Annotated in this window: 22 protein-coding genes; 10 read left to right on the top strand and 12 right to left on the bottom strand. The window is 60.6% G+C overall.

Annotated features, from left to right (window positions below; genetic code table 11):
- Window positions 1-3 precede the first annotated feature (3 nt).
- Window positions 4-381: a DUF5615 family PIN-like protein gene (locus L0976_RS24125; RefSeq protein ID WP_111793725.1), complete on the top strand. Its 378-nt coding sequence runs from the start codon at window positions 4-6 to the stop codon at window positions 379-381.
- A 48-nt stretch (window positions 382-429) separates the two neighbouring features.
- On the opposite strand, the gene L0976_RS24120 is transcribed toward L0976_RS24125, so the two are convergent.
- The 4 genes from L0976_RS24120 to traA are packed head-to-tail and all read right to left on the bottom strand — an operon-like array spanning window position 430 to window position 6074.
- Window positions 430-1038 carry a TraH family protein gene (locus tag L0976_RS24120; protein ID WP_111793726.1) on the bottom strand — a complete coding sequence of 203 codons (609 nt, stop codon included), beginning with the start codon at window positions 1036-1038 and terminating at the stop codon, window positions 430-432.
- Between the two features lie 14 nt (window positions 1039-1052).
- Window positions 1053-2213, bottom strand: a complete 1161-nt coding sequence (locus L0976_RS24115; protein WP_111793727.1) for a conjugal transfer protein TraB — start codon at window positions 2211-2213, stop codon at window positions 1053-1055.
- Window positions 2203-2769 (bottom strand): conjugative transfer signal peptidase TraF, encoded by a 567-nt coding sequence (gene traF, locus L0976_RS24110; RefSeq protein ID WP_111793728.1) that lies wholly within the window; start codon window positions 2767-2769, stop codon window positions 2203-2205. Before traF ends, L0976_RS24115 begins: the two co-directional genes overlap by 11 nt.
- Entirely contained in the window at window positions 2766-6074 is a 3309-nt protein-coding gene (traA, locus tag L0976_RS24105; protein WP_111793729.1) for a Ti-type conjugative transfer relaxase TraA, read from the bottom strand. Before traA ends, traF begins: the two co-directional genes overlap by 4 nt.
- Window positions 6075-6329: 255 nt before the next feature.
- Here traA and traC point away from each other — a divergent pair, with 255 nt between their 5' ends.
- The 8 genes from traC to L0976_RS24065 all read left to right on the top strand — a co-directional run bounded on the left by traC (window position 6330) and on the right by L0976_RS24065 (window position 14142).
- Window positions 6330-6626 carry a conjugal transfer protein TraC gene (gene traC, locus L0976_RS24100; RefSeq protein ID WP_234189513.1) on the top strand — a complete coding sequence of 99 codons (297 nt, stop codon included), beginning with the start codon at window positions 6330-6332 and terminating at the stop codon, window positions 6624-6626.
- Window positions 6627-6630: 4 nt separating this feature from the next.
- A complete protein-coding gene (gene traD / locus L0976_RS24095; RefSeq protein ID WP_234189512.1) occupies window positions 6631-6846 on the top strand; it encodes a type IV conjugative transfer system coupling protein TraD in 216 nt (71 codons plus the stop codon).
- Complete coding sequence (traG, locus tag L0976_RS24090) at window positions 6833-8785, top strand: Ti-type conjugative transfer system protein TraG (protein WP_234189511.1); 1953 nt, start codon at window positions 6833-6835, stop codon at window positions 8783-8785. The genes traD and traG overlap by 14 nt, the downstream gene beginning before the upstream one ends.
- Window positions 8786-8869: 84 nt before the next feature.
- The gene (locus L0976_RS24085) at window positions 8870-9811 is read left to right on the top strand and encodes a DUF1837 domain-containing protein (RefSeq protein WP_234189510.1); all 942 of its coding nucleotides are present in this window, start codon (window positions 8870-8872) and stop codon (window positions 9809-9811) included.
- Window positions 9811-12417: a DEAD/DEAH box helicase gene (locus L0976_RS24080; RefSeq protein ID WP_234189508.1), complete on the top strand. Its 2607-nt coding sequence runs from the start codon at window positions 9811-9813 to the stop codon at window positions 12415-12417. The genes L0976_RS24085 and L0976_RS24080 overlap by 1 nt, the downstream gene beginning before the upstream one ends.
- Complete coding sequence (locus tag L0976_RS24075) at window positions 12418-13155, top strand: DCL family protein (RefSeq protein WP_234189506.1); 738 nt, start codon at window positions 12418-12420, stop codon at window positions 13153-13155.
- Window positions 13156-13353: 198 nt separating this feature from the next.
- Window positions 13354-13620, top strand: a complete 267-nt coding sequence (locus L0976_RS24070) for a WGR domain-containing protein (RefSeq protein ID WP_234189505.1) — start codon at window positions 13354-13356, stop codon at window positions 13618-13620.
- Between the two features lie 30 nt (window positions 13621-13650).
- Window positions 13651-14142: a thermonuclease family protein gene (locus L0976_RS24065; RefSeq protein ID WP_234189503.1), complete on the top strand. Its 492-nt coding sequence runs from the start codon at window positions 13651-13653 to the stop codon at window positions 14140-14142.
- Window positions 14143-14182: 40 nt separating this feature from the next.
- Here the strand turns inward: L0976_RS24065 and L0976_RS24060 are convergent, their stop codons facing one another.
- The 3 genes from L0976_RS24060 to L0976_RS24050 all read right to left on the bottom strand — a co-directional run bounded on the left by L0976_RS24060 (window position 14183) and on the right by L0976_RS24050 (window position 15422).
- Window positions 14183-14356: a hypothetical protein gene (locus L0976_RS24060; protein ID WP_234189502.1), complete on the bottom strand. Its 174-nt coding sequence runs from the start codon at window positions 14354-14356 to the stop codon at window positions 14183-14185.
- A gap of 264 nt (window positions 14357-14620) precedes the next feature.
- Window positions 14621-14791 (bottom strand): hypothetical protein, encoded by a 171-nt coding sequence (locus tag L0976_RS24055; RefSeq protein WP_234189500.1) that lies wholly within the window; start codon window positions 14789-14791, stop codon window positions 14621-14623.
- A 322-nt stretch (window positions 14792-15113) separates the two neighbouring features.
- Window positions 15114-15422 (bottom strand): DUF736 domain-containing protein, encoded by a 309-nt coding sequence (locus L0976_RS24050; RefSeq protein ID WP_056320183.1) that lies wholly within the window; start codon window positions 15420-15422, stop codon window positions 15114-15116.
- Between the two features lie 460 nt (window positions 15423-15882).
- On the opposite strand from L0976_RS24050, the gene L0976_RS24045 reads away from it, so the two are divergent.
- On the top strand, window positions 15883-16056 hold the full coding sequence (locus L0976_RS24045; protein ID WP_234189498.1) for a hypothetical protein: 174 nt from the start codon (window positions 15883-15885) through the stop codon (window positions 16054-16056).
- A gap of 3 nt (window positions 16057-16059) precedes the next feature.
- Here the strand turns inward: L0976_RS24045 and L0976_RS24040 are convergent, their stop codons facing one another.
- The 5 genes from L0976_RS24040 to L0976_RS24020 all read right to left on the bottom strand — a co-directional run bounded on the left by L0976_RS24040 (window position 16060) and on the right by L0976_RS24020 (window position 21193).
- Window positions 16060-16983 carry an ArdC family protein gene (locus L0976_RS24040; RefSeq protein WP_234189497.1) on the bottom strand — a complete coding sequence of 308 codons (924 nt, stop codon included), beginning with the start codon at window positions 16981-16983 and terminating at the stop codon, window positions 16060-16062.
- A gap of 277 nt (window positions 16984-17260) precedes the next feature.
- The gene (locus L0976_RS24035) at window positions 17261-17848 is read right to left on the bottom strand and encodes a hypothetical protein (protein ID WP_234189496.1); all 588 of its coding nucleotides are present in this window, start codon (window positions 17846-17848) and stop codon (window positions 17261-17263) included.
- Between the two features lie 392 nt (window positions 17849-18240).
- Complete coding sequence (locus L0976_RS24030; protein ID WP_234189495.1) at window positions 18241-18552, bottom strand: hypothetical protein; 312 nt, start codon at window positions 18550-18552, stop codon at window positions 18241-18243.
- Window positions 18549-19442, bottom strand: a complete 894-nt coding sequence (locus tag L0976_RS24025; RefSeq protein WP_234189494.1) for a hypothetical protein — start codon at window positions 19440-19442, stop codon at window positions 18549-18551. The genes L0976_RS24030 and L0976_RS24025 overlap by 4 nt, the downstream gene beginning before the upstream one ends.
- Window positions 19439-21193: a ParB N-terminal domain-containing protein gene (locus L0976_RS24020; RefSeq protein ID WP_234189493.1), complete on the bottom strand. Its 1755-nt coding sequence runs from the start codon at window positions 21191-21193 to the stop codon at window positions 19439-19441. Before L0976_RS24020 ends, L0976_RS24025 begins: the two co-directional genes overlap by 4 nt.
- Window positions 21194-21521: the final 328 nt, after the last annotated feature.

Raw genomic sequence — 21521 nt, 5'->3', positions numbered from 1 at the left:
ATCGTGAAGTTCCTGATTGATGAATGCCTGCACACCTCTCTTGTGGCCGTTGCTCAGGATAACGGCCACGACGGCTTCCATGTGAACTGGCTGGGATTGAGCGGTGAAAAGGATTGGGATCTGATGCCCCGCATTGTTGCGGAGGACTACACCTTCGTCACCAACAACGCGCGTGATTTCAGAAAACTCTACGGCAACGAAGAGGTTCATGCAGGATTGGTCATTATCGTGCCTCAAGTCGTTCCGGCATTGCAGCGCGACCTGTTCACACTCATCCTGGAGGAGGTGGCCGGCGGCGAAGAACTTCTGAACGAGGTGATCGAGATCAGCATCGAGGGCGATGAGGCGGTTATCACACGCTATTCTCTCCCGGCAATCTGAGAACATCGCAAACTCACTCATTCCAGGAGCGGAGGTCCAGTCCGGCCACTATTTCTGGCCTCCTATCCTTGTCAGATCGATCCGGATGCCGGCGTCGTCGGGCTTGATCGGCGTTTCTTCCGGCATTTCAGAGGGGGCATCATCCTCGCCTTTGTCGGCATTCTCGACCTCCACCTTCAAACGCTGCACGACCGCGCCACCTGGATCCTCAGCCTGGAACACGCTCTCACCCTCGAACCTGCCCGTCCGCCAGGCATGGATCGCATCCTCGAACAGCTGCGGGAATACCTCCTCGCTCGTCGGATTTCCGTACCACTTCGCAACGATGCGGAGGATCTTGGCGAACATTGCCGTACCCCTCCGCAAGTTGGCGCAGGGTTCGACAAGATCTACTTTCAGCTCCGACGCATCCTTCACCCCTATGCCCGCCGGGATCTGGGTGAGACCAACCCGCACGATAGAGCCGGCAATGTTCTCTCGGACGATCTCGATCGCCTCTTCGGGCGTTTTCGGTTTGGGAACGAGGATCAGACGGCCTCCGGACTTCACCGTGATGGCAAGCGGATCGTCCGAACCGACCGCCTGGACGAACTGCTCGACGATTGCAGGCTTCAACGAAGGATCGGCACATTCCTTGATCAACGCAGCATCCAGCATGCGAGCTCCATGTTTCAAATGTTGAATGAGATGACGAGAGGAAGATCATACAGGCGGGCCCAGGCCTCGCTGCTTGCCCGTTGAATGTCGATGATTGCCGTGCCGGCAGTCCACCAGCCGTTTCCGACTGCGACGATGGCGTCGGGCCGATGGAGGGCCGATTGCAGGAACGGCCAGACGAGAAGCTGCTCGTAGCAGATCAGTGGCGCCACACGCTGGTTGCCGATATCAATGACGGGATTGGCGAAGAAATGCGCTCGGGCTCCCCCTTGATCGCCGATCCAGGCTCTCCATGGCTGCCACATCGATCCGGGCACCGGCATCCGCTCCCGATAGAGAACCTGGCTACCATCAGCCGACAGTTTGACGAGCACGTTGTCATAGCCTTGGCTGTCGACGATGGCTGCTCCCGCGATGGCGGTGATGCCCGTATCCGTGAGGGCTCTCTGCCAGACGCGGCCAACCGTCGGCGTCCAGAAGCCGAGCGCACTTTCCGGCAGCACGACCGTTGTGCCAGGCGGTTGGGCGCGGGCAACGTCGATCAGCTCCTGTTGCCGCTTGAGGTCAAATTCGCGTCCGAGCGACGCGCCCATTTCAAGGTCGACACCGATCCACGACGCAGGTAGAATCGGCGTTGTCCACTCAGCGGCGGACCAGAGCCATAAGCCTGCCAAGGCCATGGCTGCAGCCGGCCGATATGGCGTCGCCATGAATGCCAGGCCGGCTGCCATCGCTCCCAGACCCCACCATCCCCACCCTGGAAATAGAACGCCCGCGGCGGTGATCGGATGTGCCCATCCCAGAATGCCGAAAGGTGGAACGGCCATCACGACACACGCCACCATGTATCGGAGCGGCTTCTGCCACCCCCTGCGATCCGTCCAAAGCACGACATGGACGACCACGAAGGCGGAGGAGGCGACTAGCCAGAGCAGAAGTCCGGGCCAGATATCCGATGAATAGAAATTTGCCACGCCCTGAGGCAAACCCCGCGATGCCGCGAGGAAGTAGGCGGCGGAGATGGCGGCCGCCTGCAGGCGGGCCGGCGCCAGGGACCAAAGCACGGGGAAGGCACCTGCGACTGGAAGAAGGAGCACATGACCACTCCAACCGATCCATCCGGCGCCGGCTGATAATGCGACGAGGACACCCATTTGGAAGAACTCACGGTGCATAGGTCCAGACCTCATGCGCCAATCCAAGGGTGCCATCCATCGGCAGAGGACCGAAGTACCGGCTGTCGAACGAACCCGGGAACTCGGAATGGAGAAAGACCGCGCCGGGCGGGACGACACCACCATCGTAGTGCACCAACTCACGCCCCTGGCCGTCCGTCCGTGCAACGCGCGAGTGAGGGAGTGGCCGACCATCGATGCGGACATCGTCATGGATCTCGATCACCTGTCCGGACGTCGCCACAACCGTCTTGATCAGTGGCGCGACGCGGCCTTCGCAGAGCCCGAGGCGGAGATATCCCCACGCCCGCGCCTTGCGCATCGCGTCGGTATCAGGTGGGCAAATGAAGACCAGATCGCCGACCAGGATCGGACGATCGGGTTTGACGATCCGCCACAGGCCCAAGGGCTCGCTTGGTGTGAGATTGACCCTAAAACCCTGACCTCCGAGCAGCACAATGAGGCCAAGCGTCAACAGGCTGACGCTGCTGATCCGATAGAACCAGACGAGCCGCTTCATGCGCCGGAGCAGTTTATGTCGATGACGCATTTTCATTTGAGAGTAAGCCCCTGAGACCTTGTCTGCCGCAGTGCTTCAGTCTGTTTGAGTGCCGTCACGCTGCGCTCGTGGGCAGACAGTTGCTGCACCGTCCGCATCGTATTCCAGGCCTGCTGCACTTCGCTCTTCTGAGCGGTGTTCATGCCCGACGTCACCCGCTGGAACGCCTCGCCGGTGGTGTCCTTCGCTGCGAGAGGCAGGAACGTCCTTTCTCCAAAACGTTCGGTGACCGCCTTGGCGAAACCTTCGAGTTCAGCCTTCACCATTTTATCGGCGAGTGCATATTCGAGACCCGAGGGCAGGTCGTTCCGGTCGATCGCATCACGCACACGCTCCAGCACGCTTTTCGCATTGGACGACAGAGCGGGGATCTCCAGCGCAACCTGCCTACGCACCGCAAGCTCCTCGGCGTGATTTCGCCGTTCGGCGTCGCCGCGTTGACGCAGATAATCGCTGATGCTGTCCGCGAGCGGCGTCACATTCTTGAGCGCTCGATCGCGGTCCGATTTGTCGGCACGGCTCGCGAAGACACCGGTCTTGCCCTTCAGAGAGCCGAAGGCTTCCGGCTCTGCAGTGATCCGTGAAAGCGTCTTCGCCGCAGTTGCCGGATCGCTCAACATCGCATCGACATTCGCCGCCTTGAATGCCGCTTCGGGCTGCGCGTAGACATGATGGAAGCGCATGGACACTTCCTCCCACTGTTTCTTCAGGGCAGGGTCGGCGGCGAGCTTGTCCTCCACTGCCTGATCGATCGATTTCGGGAAGGTGGTGATACCGGCCACCATGGGCTTGGCCTCCTTTGCTGACGTTCGAATTGTGCTGGCCGCCGAAGCGGCAAAGCCGAGCCTGGCACCGAGGGCCGTGAGCCGGCCGGCGAGATCGAAGAGCTTCTGTTTCTGCCGCACCGTCCACTCTAGACGGTCACGCGCGACGGTCCTGGCAACGTTGACGATGTGAAGCCCGCGCGCTTCGGCAAAACGGAGCGCCTGCCGGTAGAAGCTGCCGCCGGCATAATCGAGCGTCGTTTCCTTGGCGTTCCTGCGCGACAGGATCTCGACCAGACCGCCAGCCTTGGCGAAGGATCGGTGGCCGTAATAGACGCCGAGATCCTCGCGGTGGCGTGTCATCGCAACATAGGTGAGGTGGCGATCGAGAGACAGGGACGCGAGCACCTTGACCCGGTCAACGGTCGCACCCTGGCTCTTGTGCACCGTGGTGGCATAACCATGATCGACATTGTTGTAGAAGCGCTGCTCTACGATAACTTGGCGCAGGTGCTCAGCCTCGCCGATGACAGCGACGATGCGACCAGGTGCTGCTTCCACCACCTTGCCCAGCATGCCGTTCTTGACGCCGATCGCGCCCTCGTTCTTCAGGAAGACAATCTGGTCACCGGCTGCAAAGTTGCGGTTGCCATCGGCGGTCTTGAACACGAAACCCTGCTCAATGATGCCGCGCTCGATGAGCTTGGCGCGCGCCAGTTCATTCAACATGCGGACGTCACGGCGCAGGTGCGCCAGGATCAACGTGGACTTGGCAGGATCGTACTCCCCGTTCCAGTCGGCGATAAGATTGTTGACAGCGTCGACCTTCATCTCGACGCCGACCATCCTTCCATTGGACTGATAGGCCGCGATGGCCTTGCCGACATTGCCACGCGCGAGATCGAGCGAAGCGTCGCGCATCCATTGCTCACGCTGGCGATAGATGGTTTCGAGTTCCGCATAGCCAATGCGATCGGCAATGGCTCGGAAAGCTGCACCCGCCTCGATCGGCTGGAGCTGCTCGGGATCGCCGACAAGCACGAGCTTGGCGCCGGCTTTGGTGACAGCTTCGACGAACAACGCCATCTGCCGCGACGATACCATGCCGGCCTCGTCAAGAACGAACACCGTCTTGTCGTCGAGCTGGCCGCGTCCTTGATTCCAGCGGAGTTCCCAGGACGACAGCGTGCGCGAGACAATACCTGCTTCCTTCTCCAGACCTTCCGCCGCCTTGCCGGCGAGGGCACCACCGACGACACGATAGCCGGCCGCCTCCCATGCCTCGCGCGCAGCCTTCATCATCGTGGTTTTGCCGGCGCCGGCGCGGCCGATCACGGCGGCGACCCGCTCAACACCGGCGACATGTTCGATGGCAGCCTTCTGCTCGTCGGACAGCTTGTCGTGGCGCGCGAACGTCGCCTCAAGCACGGGCTGCCGCACGCCATGCGAAGACCGCTGCGAGAGCCAGATCGCCCGGTTCGCCATCTCGGCCTCGAGCCGGATCAGCTCACGTGTCGTGTATTTTGCGGGCGCGCGGATCCCGGTGGCAAAGTCCAAACGTTCGCGATCGAGCCGGAGGGTTTCGGGGTTCTGCAGGATGCGCGCCATCAGGCTTTGGAAGAGACCGGCATCATCGATATAGCGATGCAGGATCTTGGCGACGTCGCGTTCGTCGAAGACACTCTTCTCCCGCGAAATCATGTCGAGCACGATCTCCGGACTACGCTGGATCCGACGGGCATTCTCAGCTCGCCGCGCTTCCTGCAGCTCCAACCGTTCGAGGGTAGCCTTTTCCTCGATCCCCTCCGCTTTCCGCTCAATCGCCTTCGTGCCGACGCCAAGATGGATGGTCGGCGTCAGCTCGATGCCCTGCTTCTCGAAGGACCGCCCATCGATCCTGATATCGAGGCCCGCAAGCGCCAGATGCCGGTTCTGGCAGGCAAACCAGCCGTCGCGAAACGCGTTGAAGTCCTCAAGCCCACCGGCCCAAAGTTCGTAGACAATCCTGCCGCTATCGTTGCGAAGCACTTTGCCGTCTGGTCCCGTGACCGCAACTTTCTTCGACCCGAACCCGCCCTCGGTCAGCGGCCGCAGCGTCGTCATCAGATGGATGTGCGGATTGCCCGGCGCATCGTGGAAAACCCAGTCAGCCACCATGCCTTGGGCCGTGATGTGTCGTGCTACGAAGTCCCTGACGAGTTCGATGTTCTGCTCGGCGGAAAGCTCGATCGGCAGTGCGATCGTGATATCCTTGGCAAGCTGCGCGTCCGATCGCTTCTCGAAATCCTCGACCTTATTCCAGAAGGCTTCCGATGCTCCCGAGACAGAGCGATCGGCAATCAATGATTGCAGCCATTCCGGTGCGTCGGCCGGAATGACAAACTCCTCATGCAGGAGCCCCTGCTTGCGCGTGTAATCGATCGTCCTGGCTTCCCGCTCATAATCCATCTTGGCGCAGTGCCGGTACGCCGCCGACAGCACGGCGCTGCGGCCGGAGCCGCGCGCAACGATGCTGACTGAGAAATGCGGGACGGCCATGAACGAAAACGCTCCTTCGATCGAACAAAATCAATGCGTTCGTGAGGAGCGAAAGACCCCACCAGGGGTCAAAAGCAAAGCGTCGCATCAGCGACGTATAATTGCGCCCTTCGGATCCGTCCTCGCGAACGGTCGGGATGATGCTCAAAAGCGTAGGCTCCGCCTACTCGCATTTCTGTTAGTAGATCGGCACGCCGATCTGAACGACTCTGGCTGCGTGAACCACAACATGCAGGCAACAGGGACAATCCAGAGATGAAGAAACCATCCTCCAAGATCCGCGAAGAAATCGCCAAGCTTCAGGAACAGCTCAAGCACGCAGAGACGAGAGAAGCCGAGCGCATCGGTCGCGTCGCACTGCGGGCAGGTCTTGGCGAGATCGAGATCGAAGAGACGGAGTTGCAGGTGGCGTTCGAGGAACTGGCGAAACGCTTTCGCGGAGGCAAGCCCGGCACGAGCGGACGGAAAGGGGCAGGGGAAAGCAGCACGGGCAGCGGGCAGTCCGAAGCGCTCGCGTCTGGCGCGGCTTCGGGCGGCACTCCTGAGGCTTGAGCGCATGAGTAAGACCATATCGTCCGATGCCAGGAAGAAAGACACGCGTGACAAGATTGAGCTTGGCGGCCTGATCGTTAAAGCCGGCCTTCGCTTTGAGAAGCGAGCGCTTCTGCTCGGCGCTTTGATCGACCTGCGAAACCGGCTGAAGTCCAACGATAGCGAGCGATCCCGACTGACAGCGATCGGGGCGGAGGCGTTCGGCAATGAAGGTGAATAGGATCATTCTCGTCATTCTGCCCTCGGTCATGATGGTAGCCACCTTGTTCGCGATGACAGGGATGGAGACGTGGCTTTCCGGGTTCGGAAAGACCGAGGCGGCAAAGCTCACCTTGGGACGGGCAGGTGTCGCGGCGCCATTCGTGACGGCCGCAGCTCTGGGCCTAACGTTTCTGTTTGCAACGGCCAGGTCGGCAAGCATTCGCTCTGCAGGCGCCGGTGCTGCAATCGGAAACGCAGCCGTCATCCTGACGGCACTGTTGCGAGAAGGCATCCGGCTTGCAGAACTATCGCCCCAGGTGCCGGCGGGAAAATCCGCGCTTTCCTATCTCGATCCTTCGACCATGATTGGCGCGGCGGCTGCGTTAATGTCCGGCTGCTTCGCATTGCGTGTGGCGATGGTCGGCAACGCCGCCTTTGCCCGGGCAACGCCGAAACGGATCATCGGCAAGCGTGCCCTGCACGGCGAGGCCGATTGGATGAAACTTGCCGAAGCGCAGAAGCTGTTCCCGGACGCGGGCGGTATCGTGATCGGCGAGCGGTATCGTGTCGACCGCGACACCGTCGCCGCCGTTTCATTTCGTGCTGATAGCAGCGAGACCTGGGGCGCCGGCGGCAAGTCCCCGTTGCTCTGCTTCGACGGATCGTTCGGTTCCTCGCATGGCATCGTCTTTGCGGGATCGGGCGGCTACAAAACGACCTCGGTGACGATCCCGACGGCGTTAAAGTGGGGCGGATCGCTCATCGTGCTCGACCCCTCCAACGAGGTCGCGCCCATGGTATCGAAACATCGTGAAGGCGCGGGACGGCGGGTCAGGATTCTCGATCCGCGCAAACCCGCGACGGGCTTCAACGCACTCGACTGGGTCGGCCAGTATGGCGGTACGAAGGAGGAGGATATCGCTTCGGTCGCCTCATGGATCATGAGCGACAGCGGTCGCGCGAGTGGCGTCCGCGATGACTTCTTCCGCGCTTCCGGACTTCAGCTCCTGACGGCGATCATCGCCGATGTCTGCCTTTCTGGACATACGCCAAAGGAAAAGCAGACGCTCCGCCAGGTCCGCGAAAACCTGTCCGAACCCGAGCCGAAACTGCGACAGCGTCTGCAGGATATCTACGACAATTCGGGATCGGACTTCGTGAAAGAGAACGTCGCCGCATTCGTCAACATGACGCCTGAAACTTTCTCCGGCGTCTATGCCAATGCCATCAAGGAGACGCACTGGCTGTCATACCAGAACTATGCGGCTCTGGTCTCGGGTTCGACCTTCCGGACCGAGGATATCGCATCGGGTAGGACCGACGTGTTCATCAACATCGACCTGAAGACGCTGGAGACCCATAGTGGGTTGGCGCGCGTCGTGATCGGCTCATTTCTGAACGCGATCTACAATCGGGATGGCGCAATGGAAGGGCGCGCCCTCTTCCTCCTCGATGAGGTCGCAAGGCTCGGCTATATGCGGATTTTGGAGACAGCGCGTGACGCCGGCCGCAAGTACGGCATCACGCTGACGATGATCTATCAGTCGATCGGCCAGCTGCGCGAAACCTATGGTGGGCGCGACGCGTCCAGCAAGTGGTTCGAGAGCGCAAGCTGGATCAGTTTTGCCGCTATCAACGATCCGGAAACCGCTGACTACATTTCGCGTCACTGCGGCATGACGACGGTCGAAATCGATCAGGTCAGCCGAAGCTTCCAGTCGCGCGGATCGTCGCGGACCCGGTCAAAGCAGTTGGCCGCCCGGCCGCTCGTCCAGCCGCATGAAGTGCTGCGGATGAGGGCGGACGAGCAGATCGTCTTCACGGCTGGCAACCCGCCACTCAGGTGCGGGCGCGCCATCTGGTTTCGGCGCCAGGACATGAAATCTTGCGTTCAGCAAAATCGGTTCAACGAACCAAAGAAAACGCCAAGCTTTGAGAAAGAACCTTCGCAGGAATAACCTGGACTTACAACGCTCTCCGCTTGCAGCTCTACAGATTGATTCGCAATATAATTGCAATTGATTCTCTAGGGCTGCGGGGACATGGCAGAAATCACCAGTGCAGAGCTCGACGCGATTTTGTCGGGTGATCCGGACGAGTTGGGTGTGCACTTACACTTGGTCGAGCGCGACATCGTGATCGATGGGCACAAGGTTACGGTATACTGCCATTGCCTCACGACCGACGGAAACGGCAAGGTCAAAATAAAGCGGTTGACGGAATTCATGCGCCACGCTGCTGCAGACTATGCCATTCCCCGGACTCGCATCGAAGAGGCCAGGCAGCGGGATGCAAAATTCCGGTCCACATCTGCCGTCGCAGCTCTCCATGAAAAAGCAAGAGCTGTGTTCACCGATCTCGCCAAGACTGGCGAGGGCGGAGAAATGCTTCTATTTCTTCTAGCGGAGCGCTTCTTGGGCATCCCACATGTTCTTTGTAAAATGGACCTTAAGACCGACAGTCGTATGCACTATCACGGTGCAGACGGCGTCTACGCATCGGTCTCCGACGACGGTAAGCTGAAACTTTTCTGGGGCGAGTCCAAAGTTTACAAGGATCCGACTGATGCGATCCGGGACTGCCTCAGCTCGCTGGCACCATTTCTAATCGAAGAGGATCATCTCGATTCATCACGGGAGCGAGATCTAGTGCTTTTGAGCGACAAGGCAGATCTTGGCGATCCGGAATTGTCAGCAGCCTTCCGCCGCTTCTTCGACACGAGCTCGCCCATGTCGAACAGGGTGGAGTATTGCGGCGTAGCGTTGGTCGGCTTCGATGCCGAGTTCTACCCTGGTGATGAGGGACAGGGTGTGTTGGACGATATGGTAGCTGCCGCGAAGAAGGGACTTGAGGGATGGTCCGCATCGGTCGGTCGAAGGCTGACCGAGGAGAAGCTGCAGCATTTTGATATCCACTTCCTCTGCCTGCCGCTTCCATCCGTCGACAAATTCAGAGAAGCGTTCCTCGACGCGATGGGCCGTTGATGTCTGAGATAGAACTCCAGGATTGGCTTTACGACACATCATTGCGGGCCGAGTTGCAGCAGCTCGGCCTGGTCACCACACTTCTGGAACTAGACAACGTGACGAGAGAGCCCGCGTTGGCGGAGGTTCAGTTTGATTGGCCTCGGTTACTCTTTGGTGCGAGCATCCTTGCACGTTCAAGGAAGCGCCTGCATCGCGAGGCAAGTCTGCGGATCGCCACCGGCGCAATGCTGCTACCGACGTCAGACCCGGTCCGCGATGCAGCCGCGGTGCTATTCGACAAGCTTTCAAATCGCCGCTCGGTGGCTCTCGCCGAGAAGCGTGGGCGATTGAAGCCCGATATGGAAGCGCGGCTGGGCGTCGCGCTTCGGATCGAGGACCAGCGTAAGCAACTCGAGAATTCCATCCTCCTGGAAGCGACAGGGGAGCGCTTGCCGGTCAACGAGTTTCAGCTCGAATTTTGGCGCGCTGCTGGTCAGGAGCGGGCCTGGCTTTCCGCTTCTGCTCCCACCGCGTCCGGCAAGACCTTCCTCGTATTGAAGTGGCTTGTCGATTGCATCGCGACAGAGAAAATTCAGCGTGCAGTCTATCTCGCACCAACACGCGCACTCGTCTCGGAGATCGAGGCGTCGCTGGCGGAGGTTGCCGCGCAGTCCGGGCTCGACATCGAGATCTCGTCGCTTCCCTCCGCACAGAAATATGCCGCTGCGGAGAAATCCGGCAAGCGATGTGTGTTTGTCTTCACTCAAGAGCGATTACACCTTCTGGCCAACCTTTTGCACGAGCGTGTCGACATCGATCTCGTCGTCGTGGATGAGGCACACAAGATTGGTGATCCGCAGCGCGGTGTCATCCTTCAGGACGCTATCGAGCGGCTTCTCCGATCAAGCCCAAGTATGCGTGTGACGTTTGTAAGCCCGGCAACGCAGAATCCTGAAGTCCTCCTCGACGACGCGCCCGAGACGACGCCGACCATACCGATCGACAGTGATGTAGCGACAGTCTTGCAAAACATCGTGGTTGCGCATCAAGTCCCGGCAAAGCCTCTCAAATGGGCGCTGAAGTTCCGTCACAATGAGGAATATCTGCCTCTCGGAACGCTGACACTCGCGAGCAAGCCGGGTTCATTGTCGAAGAGGCTTGCCTTCATCGCAGCCGCGATCGGTGAGCGGGGCGGCACCCTGGTTTACACCAATGGAGCGGCGGAGGCCGAACATGTCGCCGAGCTCATCAGTCAGCTGCTGCCAAAAGCAAAGGAGATCGACCAGGAACTGGCCGACCTTTCCGACTTGGCCCGGAAATGTGTGCATAGAAGCTATAGCCTCGGGCCGTTGGTAGAGGCTGGGGTCGCGTTCCATTACGGAAACATGCCCTCGCTGATCCGCCTGGAAGTCGAGCGCCTGTTCAAGACCGGAAAGCTGAAATTCCTTGTCTGTACGTCCACGCTCATTGAGGGCGTCAACCTCTCTTGCAGGACGATTGTGGTTCGCGGACCCCGCAAGGGAAAGAAGACGCCGATGGAGCCGCAGGATTTCTGGAATCTTGCCGGCCGAGCGGGCAGATGGGGCGATGAATTTCAGGGCAATATCATCTGCATCGACGCGTCGGACGAAAAGGCATGGCCTTCCGGTGTTCCCCAACGTACCCGGTATCCGATCCGGAGGGAAACCGACACTGCGCTTTCGAAACTCGACGAATTGACTGCCTATATTGAACGGCGCCCACTGGGCGTGGACATCGATCCTGATCAGGTCCGGGCTTTTGAGCAGGTGAGCGCCTATCTTACGACAGCTTATATCCGCGACCAGTCTCTGACGGCCGCGCCATGGGCCAAGCGGCAGTCTCCCGCGAATTTGCAACGGCTCGAGCAGGTACTCGCCAAAGCAACCGATGGCCTCGACCTCGCTGCTGATGTTGGTGCTAGAAATCCAGGAGTCAGCCTGATCGGGCTGCAAAGCCTTTTGACCTATTTTCGGGCCTATGAGGGGTCGCCGGAAGATCTCTTGGCTGCGCCTTCGGAGAGCGACGACGCGTATCAGCGTTTCTCAAACATGATGGAACGGATCAACGAGAATGTCTTGACCGTTTTCGTGCCGAAGACCTTGATCCCGCTTCATTCCCTAACGGTGCTGCAGTGGCTCAAGGGCTTCTCCTTGCCGACGATTATCCGCAGGCGTCTGGAGTATCTCCAACGGCGCGACGGCGAGGTCGACACAGCCAGTGTCATCCGCAGCACGCTTGAGATGATCGAAGGCACGGCCCGCTTTCTGGCGCCTCGCTATTTTTCGGCCTATGTCGACGTTCTGAACCAACACTTGAGGGCCATAGGTCGGGATGACCTTATAGACCAAGACCTCGATATCGGCGTTGCACTGGAATTTGGCGTCAGCACCGTCACCCTTCGCTCCTTAATGGAACTGGGCATGTCCCGCATAGGCGCGGTGGCGCTGTATGAGATTGTCGCATTGGATCAGCTGGATGAGGCAGCCTGCATTCAATGGGTCGTAGATCGACGCGACCGGCTGGATGCCCTCGGTCTTCCATCCATCGTGGTCCGCGAAATCCGCGAAAAAGTGTTGAGTAGGGCAGTGTTGGGGGAGGAATAGATGGCAAAACCGGTTGAGCTCACCAACGGGCAGGTTTTCAAGAGCAAAAAGGCTGCAGAACAGCATTTCCGGGAAATGCTGGCACGCTATAACGATGGGGACCACATATCAGACTATCAGGACCACAGCGATCTCTCTGCCTTGCTTGAGCGCTTCGATTTGCTCGTTTCCGATGGCCCGTCGAAGATCGGAGCCGGCATCGAGCGATTTGAGCGGCGCCTGAATAGGGGGGATGGATGGTCGAGCCCCGGGTTCTGGGTCATTCGAGTCGACAATACTCCCACAGACTTCAGTTATGTGCAGGCAGTTGCAGGCCGTCCAAAGAGCGATGCGGAGGAGTTCTCGGTGGCATGCCACAATGCGGTGTCACGTGACTTGCTGGCTATGAAGCAGAGGCAGTTTGACCATTTCGCGGGGCCGGACGGCTTGATCGCGTGCGACATTACAGGGAACCTTGTCGGATACACCGAAGCACAGCTCAGTCACGCACATCCGCCCTTTGGTGTGATTGTGAAGGAGTTTCGGAAGCTGAAAGGATGGGATGGAGAAGTCCCACCGGGCATCCTCTCGGCATCCGCCGATGCTCAGATCTCAACGCATTTCGCAGATGATGCGGTGGCGCGAGAGTTTCTCGACTTCCATCATGGCCTGGCTGTTCTCAGGATCATTGGTAAAGACCGTCCACCAATCAGCACGTCATCGGTCCCGATCGTGAGACGACCGCTACGATTCCGATAGCTGTATTGCGGGAGGATCGTGACCCAGATGGGCGAAGACTGCGCGCGGGCTTCGTTCGCTTCGGCGAATAGAGCCGTACGCCGAAGGCGGACCGCCCAAACTCGCTAGCGCCTCCACATCACGGAAATGAATCGATTGCGTCCGAGCGATTCAAAACTCTCGTTGGACGGCGAGTCCTGAAAACACGATCATGTCGACATGATCACCCAGCCCTACCACCTCTATGTCGAGAGGACCGACGTCACGAAAAACATGGCCCGCTTCTACGCTATGTCCATCCAGCCCAATCTGTTCGGAGAGGCTTGCCTGATGCGGCGTTGGGGACGTATCGGAACGGCGGGCCAGACGATGAGCCACCATTTCGAAACCGAACGAGAAGCCGTAACCCTGTTCCTCGAACTCCTCCGACAGAAGAAGCGTCGCGGCTACGCAGCTGTCGTTCGGCAATCATGCGCCGATATCTGATAGATGGCACCAGAATTCTAGGGAACAGGCATGAACAGCAGATTGGGTGACGTTGATTATCGGCAAACGCGCGGCATCATCAAACAGATCCTAGTCACGATGATCGCTGTGTGTCCAGCTGTGCAAACTGCGATAAGCGAAAAGGCCTATGCGAGCGAAAGCGGATCAACGGTCAACGAGCATTTTCAAATGTGCTCCCGAGGCTCGCACAAGGCATGCGTCGTCGACGGAGACACAATCTGGTTGGACGGCCAGAAGATCCGCATCGCCGATATCGACACGCCGGAGGTGGGCGAACCGAAGTGCTCGTCGGAGCTGGCACTTGGTAACCGCGCCACGGACAGGATGCTTGAGCTGATCAACGAGGGTCCCTTCGAGATCAAAGCGTGGCCCGGCCGAGATGTCGACCGGTATGGCCGCAAGCTTCGCGTCCTGATCAGAGACGGCCGCAGTCTGGGCGATATTCTCGTGTCGGAAGGCCTCGCCAGGACATGGAGCGGCCGACGAGAGCCATGGTGCTGAGGTAGGAAAACTGGCCCGGCGAGCCGGGCCAATACGGCGGTTACCGCCGTCGGTTCCAGTCGGTCTCGAAATTGACCTCGACTTCGACGAAGAACGGGATCTTGATCGCGATCTTCATACCGAGCTTGCCCTTGCGGAAGAAGTGACAGATCACCTTGGCGAGGATACGGAGCCGGCGGCCGGTAGCTTTGAGGAACTTAGCGAGCTGTTGCATGTGATTTCTCCTGTCGATCGCGTTTCGTCGCGGGGATGAAATGCGGATCGGGAAGGAGTGCCGCACCGGGCACGGCCGGAGCGCAGCGGAGGACCTGAGGACGGCTGAATTTTGAAGCGCGAGGAGCCAAAGGCGGGGAAAATTATGCCGTCAGCAGGTTGCGGCGGGACGCACGATCCGCATCATTCCCAATGTCGATGAAATGGGATCGACAGGAAAATTGCAGCGGCTCTGATCCGAAGGCGACAAGCGCGGGAAACCACCTCAGAAAGGTGGCTCAGCTTCAGCAAGGCCGTCCAGCTCGGCAGCTGAGACGATCAACTCCGCCTGGGCGATTTCGAGTTCGGCCTCGATCTGGCGGCGCTCGGCGCCATCGACAGCATTGCGCAGCTCGGCCCGCAGTTCTTCGATCTGGATTTCGAGTTCGTAGGTCATCTTCGTCTCCTTGACGCTTGTGAAAGATGACCGGCGGGTCCGAGAAGGGGATGGCGGGGTCAAGGATCGCGCCAGCGACCGGCAGAGCCGGGGAGCGGGGGAGCCGATTTGCGGAAACTGACCGTGAGGGCAGGTGGAGCAAATTGGGGGAACCGCTCATCCTTGAGGCCGGTGTCGCCGCTTGGGACAATGATGCATTCTGAGCAGTTTCCCCCCTCACCGTATGCTACCAAAAAAGCCGGGCCTGGCTCGATGCCAGATCCGGCTTTGATCTCTTGGCAGGAGAGAAGGCTCCGCCGGTGGCGGAGCCTCGTGATTACAATCAGTCCCGGTTCGGGCGGGACCAGATGAGCTGGAGGCCTTCCTCGCCTTCGACCTCGGCGAGCGTTGCGTAGATCGGGGCAGGGAAGCTCGGATCGTCGAGCTTGACCGAGAGGTAGTCACGGCCCTGCTCGGAGGTCTTCTGCCAGGCGGCGCCGAGCTCAACGCTTCCGGCATAGACGCGGAACTGCGGGCCCTTGTCGGAGGGATTTTCCACCCGGGCAATGCGGGCTTTGACGTTCAGGGCGAGCGTGCGGATGGAGCCGGTGAAGCCGTTCTTTTCGGAAGTGAAGGTGCCGATGGTTGCCATTGCTGTAGTCCTTTTCTTGTGTATCGGGCCGCGCCCATCGCGGCCTCGATGGCAGTCGCAAAGACCGGTGGCGATCGGACCGCACCTGATAAGGCCGCAATGCAATGTAGGGCGGCAAGTCGCAGATTTGTTAGTGGGCGAGGAGGGGACCGCAGGTCGCCGGGGTAAGAAATCTGTGCCTTGCCGTTGCGGGAAGACGATCGAGGCGCAGCCGGTCTCCGGTCAGACATGCCTCATCGAGCCCGCAGATGGGTTGCCGGAGACTCTGTCGTGAAGGGATGTGGCAATGGCGCTCACCGCATTTCGCCGTGGGAAGAATGGCAACCTGGCTCATGCCCCGCCTGTCCCGTCGTCGGAGCCTGCTTCAATTGGGGAACTGGTCCCGTGCGAACGTCGTCCGGCTTGCCTGCCATGCCCGGTGCGATAGCGTCGCGCTCGCGACTCGCAGCCTGGAGGACCAATGCGTCAGCAGACCAAACCTTTCATCATCGAACGCAAGCCATCCCGCATACTGAAGCCTGACACCACTAAACCGTCGATCTGGGGAAGGCTGGATGCTGACATCGCACAAGGTCTTCAGGATCAGCGCGATATGGATGAGCCGGCCGCCACCGGTGGTGACGACCGCGCCTGACCTTCAGGCCGCAGCCTTGACAGTCGCTTCCGGCTGCAGGGAATGCAGAAAACTCACCGCACGCTGAGCGTGAGCCGCCGCCTGGAAGATCGCCCGCTTGTCGTTTACGAGAACCGATAGCCAGGACTGCAAGTAGGACGCGTGATCGGGCCGTGGCTCAAGCTCCGGCGCGATGCCGAGATCGGCGCAAAGGAAGCAACTGCCTAGCTCCGCGATGAGCTCTTCACGTGCGCGCTCCGTCCTGTCCTTTGCGTATCGCGACAGGTCACGGCCAACGCGATGTTCCGCCGCCGTCCAATGCGTGGCCTCATGGCTCAGGACAGCCGCGTACCCGGCCGCATCGCGAAACGCCTCGAAGGGCGGCATCTGGATATAGTCCATGACCGGCGAGTAGTAGGCCTGGTTACCGCCATGCCGGATGACTGCGCCCGTCGCTTTGAAGAAGCGATCGGCGCTCTCGATGCGCTCGACCGGATCCCGCACGTTGGCTGGCGGGGCATAATAGGTGTCAGGCAAACCATCGATCTGCTCGATATTGAACACCGAATAGGCCTTCAGGAACGGGATTTCCCGATCCACATCGTTGCCGCTGCCGTCGGCCACCGATTTGGTGAACCGGCTGGCGAAGACCACCGTCGAGCCCGTTTCGCCCTTTCGCACGGCTCCGCCCAGTTCAAGAGCCTGTTTGAATGTCATCCACATCGAGGAGGAGAAACCCCGCGACATCTGCTCCGACCATAGGAGCAGGACGTTCATCCCCGAATAGGGCAGCCCATTGTGGCGCACCGGTCGGGTAATCCGACCATCGGTGTTGGCGGCGCTCCACGGCTTCATCCAAGGGCGGACGCCCTGTCCGAGATCCTCGACGATCCGCTCGGTAATCCGCGTATAGATGTCGACGCGATCGGTTTCCGTTTTCCTAACCATAACTTCCTTCTTCGTTTCTGCAGACCGCGCCTGTCGCCGTCCGTCACGGAGGTCCAAAGTTAGGAGCCGATGGTGCGCCCATGCACCGGAACGGCCGCAACAGCGTGGAGGACGGCAAAGCCGTTGCATGGGCGCCCGGCTCCTGCAGGACCGCCGAACGGGACGGGCCGCGACGGGCATGTCTCCAGCTTTCCCATTCGACATGGGTAAACGCCGACGCTCATGAGCGCCGGCCTCTTATCAAGTGGGAAGGGCGGGGTTGCCCCGCCGATGGTACTTATCCTAGAGCCGCCATCTGTGCTTCGGCCGCCTTGCGGTCGAGCGATGCGCCCTGGTTCTCGACCGGCCGGTCGAATGGCTTCCAGGTCTCCCCGACGACCTGTTCGTAGGCGGTCACCGCACCCTCGGCTGCCATGCGCAATGCGTGGGACTGGACACCCATGTCGGCCGCAAACTCCCGCTTGCGCTGGGCGGCGCTGTCATAGCCGACCGGACCGTCGAGATCCTCGTCGCGGAGATCATTCGATGCCTTGGCGGTAGCGTCACGCGCCTCCGTAACGGCGCGGGAGTAAAACTGTCCGGCGCCATGCGCGGATCCGACGAACGCTCCGACGATGCGCTGGAGGTGAATTTGCATCGCTTTCTCGCCCAGTCCTTCGGAAAGGCTTTCGGCGGTCTCGACGATCAGCCGCTCATGCAGGCTGCGGATGCCATCGCTGTCGACGATAGCCGTGCCGAAGCTTTCAGCGATTTTGTGCGCCTGAATGGCGTCGGGGCAGGAGAGGCGGACCATTTCGAGGGTGGTGCCGCGGCGCGATTGCGCCGATCGGGTGGTGGAGCGATTGGGGGTGGCGGGCTTGGCCATGTCTGTTCCTTCCGTAACTGCCGAAGCGGTTCCGGCCCGTGCCGGTCTGCCCTTCGATGCGGACGACCGGAACCGGCAAGGGATGGGCGGCTTCACAGGTCCGATCCGGCTGAGCCAGCAGGGCAGGTTTGCGGGCCAGCAGGTTTTAACCTGAGCAGACCGCGGGCCTGCCCTCGCGCAGAGAGGCTGGATCGGCCGCTCCGCGGCGCGATAGCGGCCTTGAAACGACCGGCCGCCGGTTCAGACCGCAGCGAACAAGAAGGGCAGATCGGCACGGGTCCGACGTCAGATGAAAGCTGGAAGGGGACATGGCCAAGCCCGCCACCTCGGCGGTCACCGGGGTCGCATGATGTTTGGAGGCCATCCAGCATTCTACCCAGCCTCAGGTCCGCCTATCTTGCAACCGGCGAAACAGGCGCATCAGTGCAATGCTCAAGCGCGTCGATGATCTGCTCATGCATGACCAACCTGCGGGTGAGCGTATCGAGTTCGCCCCACCGCTCGAAGGCTAAGCGGTCGGCAAGCTCCTGATAATAGACCCGGGGTCCGGATCGGCGACGCGCCCGGCTCCGGACCTTCACCGTGATCGCCTGCCGTCCGGCGCGGGCTGCAATCTGCCGGTTCAGACAATCGAGATGCCGTTGGATTTCATGCCGGGCGCCGATCGCCTGCTTCAGCGGTTTTGGAGCGAGGACGTCAATCATGCCCCATCCTCACGACCTCGCCAGCCGATGAAGGATGACGGCCCATGATACTCAGCATGACGGTTGTGATCGATGACAAAGCCAAACCGGCTGCGCCTGGCATATTCGTCGCTCGGGATCAGGAAGCGACGCTCGTCGTTGCCTGCTCGCCGGTTCCCGCCGATAACCGCCACGACCTCGGTCATGCCGGGGTGCTGATTGGAGAAGATTGCAGATATGACAATGTGGTCCGCGGCATGACCTTGATCGAACGCCCTGCGATCCTTGAACCAGCTTTCGCCCTCGGCCAGCTTACAGCGGTGGATCGCCCCCCAGGCATCCGGCCAGGTATTGCGAATGGTCTTCTCGGCAGTGGACCGCTCGTAACCGGTGAACAGCTCTGGAAAGCTGAAGGCCACGATCGCCCATTCGCAATCTTCCTCGTACCATGGTGTGCCCTTCCGCAGCAGCGGATGGATTTTGGCATTTCGGTCGGCAGAAAGGTGAAAACCACCGTGGCCGGCCGTGCTATGGGCGATGACGCCCTCGGCATAGATGACCGCCATCTGCGAACCGCCCCAGGGCGTGCTCGCCGACATGCGGGTCTGCACGCGATTAAGCGCAGCCAGATCACGCTTGTGCCCGGCCGTCTCGACAACACGCATCCGAAACTCGGTCTCGTCGGCCACGCGGCCATCGTGCCCGATGAAATCGGCGCGCGTCAGCTCAGCGAGTGGCCGACGAACGAACGCCGCGCTCGCGAGAAAAGCAGAGCCGCTGTACGATGTGACCATGGCGAGGACCAGGTCACCGATGCGGGCGACGGTTAGACCGTCCGCGCTGGTGGCAAACTCCACCCCCGAAATATCGGGGGTGGGTGCAGCCATGTTCGACCGGACAGCGGCGGTCATGCTGCTGCCCTCTGGTCGAAGTCCTGGTCGTATTCTTCCTCGGGTGCGACGCCAGCATGCTCCGGATCGTCATGGCCGACATCCTCGTCGACCTGCCCTGCATGCTCCTCATTTACGCAGTCGGCATCATCCTCCTCGTTGCGTGAGCGAGCGCCGATGACGTTGGTGGCGGCACCCGCCCTTATCCATTCAAGCAGCTCATCGGCCGGCGGCGCGAAGCGGCCCGATGGGTGAACAAAATGCTCGTTGGCAAAATGCTCGACCAGTGCGGCGCGGGTTTCCCGAACCTTCTGCCGCGGCTGGACCGATGCTTCGGCGCAAGATGCTTCCAGCGCCTGGCGCGACAGGCATAAGAGGAAGTCTTCCGAACCCATGTTTGGCAGGAATTCGTCAGCGCCGATCGCGTCGCCGGCGATGCGCGCGATCATGCCGCTGTTCGACATGCCGCGGCGGCAAGAGAGAACGTCGATCAGCACGGAGCGAACCGCGACCCTCAGGGTGTCTTGATCGAAGGCGAGCTTGCCATGCTCGTCAAACAGTCCGACCGCATGGCGCGAGAAGCGCTTGCCGCCGTAAAAAGTCCCATCCGCGCCGGAGTCGATGCGGACATTCTGCCCGGCGAAGGCCAGCACCATCAGCGCCATCAGCATGTCGTCCTCGATCGGCGCGCGGCCGAGCGCATCGTGCAGGGCATCGGTGCGGAAATCGCCGATCATGTCATGGCCCTTCTGGGTCACATCGGGCCGAACCTTCGGCGTGGTGGTTGCATCCGTGTCATCGCCGCCAGTAGCCGGTCCGTCGCCAGCAATCCCCTTGGGCTTCGCGGCCTCCGGCATCCGGTAATGAACCGTCTGCACCTTGCCATCACGATCGAGATACATCGCCGCGTGGTCGGACTTGGACGGCTTGCCGTAGATCTGAGAAGCCTTCTTCGGCAGTTCAGGTTGGCCCCAGCTGTTGACCTCGACGATCCCGCCCTTCTTCGGCAGATTATTTGTCATCCACTCGTGCTGGGCACCGAGGAACCCTTCGACATTCGTGGTGTAGCGGCCATCCTGGTCGGCCGGCGCGAAGAGATCCTCGACCCATTCAATGCCGTAGGCTTGAGCCAGATCATCGCCAAAGCTCGCATCCTTGGCATACATACGCTTCTTGGTCAGCGCATTGGCAACCTGCCACCAGGGCGCGGTGTCACCCTTTTTAGGTTTGTGGGCTTTCCAGACCTCCTTCTGGTCGAGCTGTCCGGCAGCCGCGATGACGCGCAACTGCTGCTCGGACGGCATATCGCCCAACGCCATCTGTTCGAGCATGGCCGGCAGGACGTTGGCGAGCAGGCGTAGCTTGCGGATCTGGCGGACGGGAAGGGCGAGAGCCACGGCGATCGCTTCCTCGGTCCAGCCGAGGGCCACGAGCCGTTCGATGCCGCGCCACTGGTCGACCGGGTTGAGGGCTTCCCGGACGCTGTTCTCGACCATCGAGCGCATTGCGCCATTGTCGTTGGCAGCGTCTGCGACGAGGATCTCGATTTCTTCGAGACCGGCAGCAATGGCGAGCCGGACGCGGCGGTGGCCGGCGTCGATGATATAACCGTTTCCGCCATCCGTTTCCGGTGCGACAACAGGTGGCTGAACGATACCGACGGCTTTGATTGTCGCCAGCATCAACGCGTCCGCCTGCGGCGACGACTTCGACTGGCGCATCCGGTCGGGGTTTTCCTTCAGAGCGCGTGGGTCAACCTTCATGATCTGCATGGGATGAGTCCTTTCAGGAGAATTCCGGACCGGCGCCTTGCCAGCCCTTCCTGTCTTCATTTTTCTCGAAGACACCCCCCGGACCGCCGAGCGGCCGGACTGACGCAACTGCGACCGAGCATCCCTACCGCGAAGGACAAGCGGGGCTTACAGCCCTGCGAAGGACGAGTGGTCGGGATCGCGCAGGTTGCGGTTGAGCGACAGCGGCGGCAGGAGGATCGATCGGCGACCGGTTCCTTTCTCCTCCCTCTCTTCCGTTTCTCTCTTGCAAAACCGGCACACGCACGCTGCGGCCACAACGGCACGTCAGAACGTTGGCTGGAAACAG

The sequence above is a fragment of the Shinella sp. NM-101 genome (genome assembly GCF_021401195.1).
GTDB lineage: Bacteria > Pseudomonadota > Alphaproteobacteria > Rhizobiales > Rhizobiaceae > Shinella.
Note: the sequence above shows the minus strand (reverse complement) of the source record. Positions and strands in the feature narration are given on the sequence as shown.

What these genes read in the sequence shown, in the direction of transcription:
- L0976_RS24075 (WP_234189506.1), top strand. Translation starts at nt 12,418, where the DNA reads ATGGCAAAACCGGTTGAGCTCACCAACGGGCAGGTTTTCAAGAGCAAA.
- L0976_RS24055 (WP_234189500.1), bottom strand. Translation starts at nt 14,791, where the DNA reads ATGACCTACGAACTCGAAATCCAGATCGAAGAACTGCGGGCCGAGCTG.
- L0976_RS24050 (WP_056320183.1), bottom strand. Translation starts at nt 15,422, where the DNA reads ATGGCAACCATCGGCACCTTCACTTCCGAAAAGAACGGCTTCACCGGC.
- traA (WP_111793729.1), bottom strand. Translation starts at nt 6,074, where the DNA reads ATGGCCGTCCCGCATTTCTCAGTCAGCATCGTTGCGCGCGGCTCCGGC.
- L0976_RS24030 (WP_234189495.1), bottom strand. Translation starts at nt 18,552, where the DNA reads ATGATTGACGTCCTCGCTCCAAAACCGCTGAAGCAGGCGATCGGCGCC.
- L0976_RS24085 (WP_234189510.1), top strand. Translation starts at nt 8,870, where the DNA reads ATGGCAGAAATCACCAGTGCAGAGCTCGACGCGATTTTGTCGGGTGAT.
- traC (WP_234189513.1), top strand. Translation starts at nt 6,330, where the DNA reads ATGAAGAAACCATCCTCCAAGATCCGCGAAGAAATCGCCAAGCTTCAG.
- traG (WP_234189511.1), top strand. Translation starts at nt 6,833, where the DNA reads ATGAAGGTGAATAGGATCATTCTCGTCATTCTGCCCTCGGTCATGATG.
- L0976_RS24115 (WP_111793727.1), bottom strand. Translation starts at nt 2,213, where the DNA reads ATGCACCGTGAGTTCTTCCAAATGGGTGTCCTCGTCGCATTATCAGCC.
- L0976_RS24035 (WP_234189496.1), bottom strand. Translation starts at nt 17,848, where the DNA reads ATGGCCAAGCCCGCCACCCCCAATCGCTCCACCACCCGATCGGCGCAA.
- L0976_RS24070 (WP_234189505.1), top strand. Translation starts at nt 13,354, where the DNA reads ATGATCACCCAGCCCTACCACCTCTATGTCGAGAGGACCGACGTCACG.
- L0976_RS24080 (WP_234189508.1), top strand. Translation starts at nt 9,811, where the DNA reads ATGTCTGAGATAGAACTCCAGGATTGGCTTTACGACACATCATTGCGG.
- traD (WP_234189512.1), top strand. Translation starts at nt 6,631, where the DNA reads ATGAGTAAGACCATATCGTCCGATGCCAGGAAGAAAGACACGCGTGAC.
- L0976_RS24025 (WP_234189494.1), bottom strand. Translation starts at nt 19,442, where the DNA reads ATGACCGCCGCTGTCCGGTCGAACATGGCTGCACCCACCCCCGATATT.
- L0976_RS24060 (WP_234189502.1), bottom strand. Translation starts at nt 14,356, where the DNA reads ATGCAACAGCTCGCTAAGTTCCTCAAAGCTACCGGCCGCCGGCTCCGT.
- L0976_RS24045 (WP_234189498.1), top strand. Translation starts at nt 15,883, where the DNA reads ATGCGTCAGCAGACCAAACCTTTCATCATCGAACGCAAGCCATCCCGC.
- traF (WP_111793728.1), bottom strand. Translation starts at nt 2,769, where the DNA reads ATGAAAATGCGTCATCGACATAAACTGCTCCGGCGCATGAAGCGGCTC.
- L0976_RS24065 (WP_234189503.1), top strand. Translation starts at nt 13,651, where the DNA reads ATGAACAGCAGATTGGGTGACGTTGATTATCGGCAAACGCGCGGCATC.
- L0976_RS24040 (WP_234189497.1), bottom strand. Translation starts at nt 16,983, where the DNA reads ATGGTTAGGAAAACGGAAACCGATCGCGTCGACATCTATACGCGGATT.
- L0976_RS24020 (WP_234189493.1), bottom strand. Translation starts at nt 21,193, where the DNA reads ATGCAGATCATGAAGGTTGACCCACGCGCTCTGAAGGAAAACCCCGAC.
- L0976_RS24120 (WP_111793726.1), bottom strand. Translation starts at nt 1,038, where the DNA reads ATGCTGGATGCTGCGTTGATCAAGGAATGTGCCGATCCTTCGTTGAAG.